1 protein-coding gene is annotated in these 1,142 nt (G+C 42.1%); it reads right to left on the bottom strand.

Annotated features, from left to right (window positions below; all coding sequences use genetic code 11):
- On the bottom strand, positions 1-1,126 hold a 1,126-nt coding region (locus tag BZK14_RS12980; RefSeq protein WP_143691486.1), incomplete at its 3' end, for a phage tail tape measure protein.
- Positions 1,127-1,142: the final 16 nt, after the last annotated feature.

Here is a 1,142-nt window from a genome sequence, read left to right as displayed (position 1 = left end):
AACCCAATGCCGATGTAATGCCCATCACACCGCCTGCAACATAGCTCAAGTTTCTGACGATTTCAGGGTTTTCTTTGGCAAAGCTACCAATGCTATTCATGATCTTAGTGAGCCATTGCATAGTTTTTCGCAACCCCTTACTGTTAACTTCAAAGATTGCTATTTTGAAGTCACTCCAAGCAGAATTGAGTTCTTGAATGTCACCTGATAAGTTATCTGCCATTGTTTTAGCAAGTTTTTGACTTTCACCTTTGTTGTTTCTTAATTCAGCAATTAGATTTTTAAGATCATCTAAGTTGCCTTTGTCTAGTAACGAAGCAAAAGCGGAAGCAGCTTCCATTCCTGCGATATTTTTCAAAATGCCTAAACGCTTGGCATTACCCATTTTTGATGTTTTTTCTAATACTTCTGTCAAAATAGTCACAGGATCTTTCATATTCCCTTCTTTATCAGAAGTATTAATGCGTAATGCTTTTAATTCTTTACGAGCCATATTAGGACCAGCTGCTAAACGAGATAACATTGCACGCATTGCCGTACCTGCTTGTGTGCCTTGAATACCAACATTACCCAATACACCTGCCATTGCTGATGTTTCTTCTAAACTTACCCCCAATTCTTTGGCAATCGGTGCGACATAGCGCATCGTATCGCCTAACATTTCCATATTAGTGTTTGTGCGTGTGAATGTACCCACTAAAATATCACCCACCCGATCCATTTCCGATGCATCTAAGCCAAAAGCAGACAAAATGTTAGAACCAATATCTGCTGCTCTTGCAATATCAATATCACCTGCACGCGCTAAATCCAATGTACCTGCCATTGATTTCACAATATCTTCAGGCTTAAAGCCCGCCATTGCATAGAATGCTTGACCTTGTGCCACCTGCGTTGGATCAGCCCATGTACTTGCACCCAATGCTTTCGCATTAGCACGCAATTCAGCCAACATGGGATCATTCTTATCCAAACGCGTCAAAGCCTGAACACGGCTCATTGTGGTATCGAACTCCATGCCCTCACTCATCAAGCGAGAAGCACCGTACCCCATAGCAGTGGCTGCTGCAATTTGCATTGTTCCCATGCCCATCATCTGCTTGCCTTGCGCACGATGCGTTTGCATTTTATAGAGATCTTTT

It is taken from the genome of Wohlfahrtiimonas larvae, assembly GCF_002006755.1.
Classification (GTDB): domain Bacteria; phylum Pseudomonadota; class Gammaproteobacteria; order Cardiobacteriales; family Wohlfahrtiimonadaceae; genus Wohlfahrtiimonas; species Wohlfahrtiimonas larvae.
The sequence above is the reverse complement of the archived record's forward strand: the minus strand, read 5'-3'. Positions and strand labels throughout refer to the sequence as shown.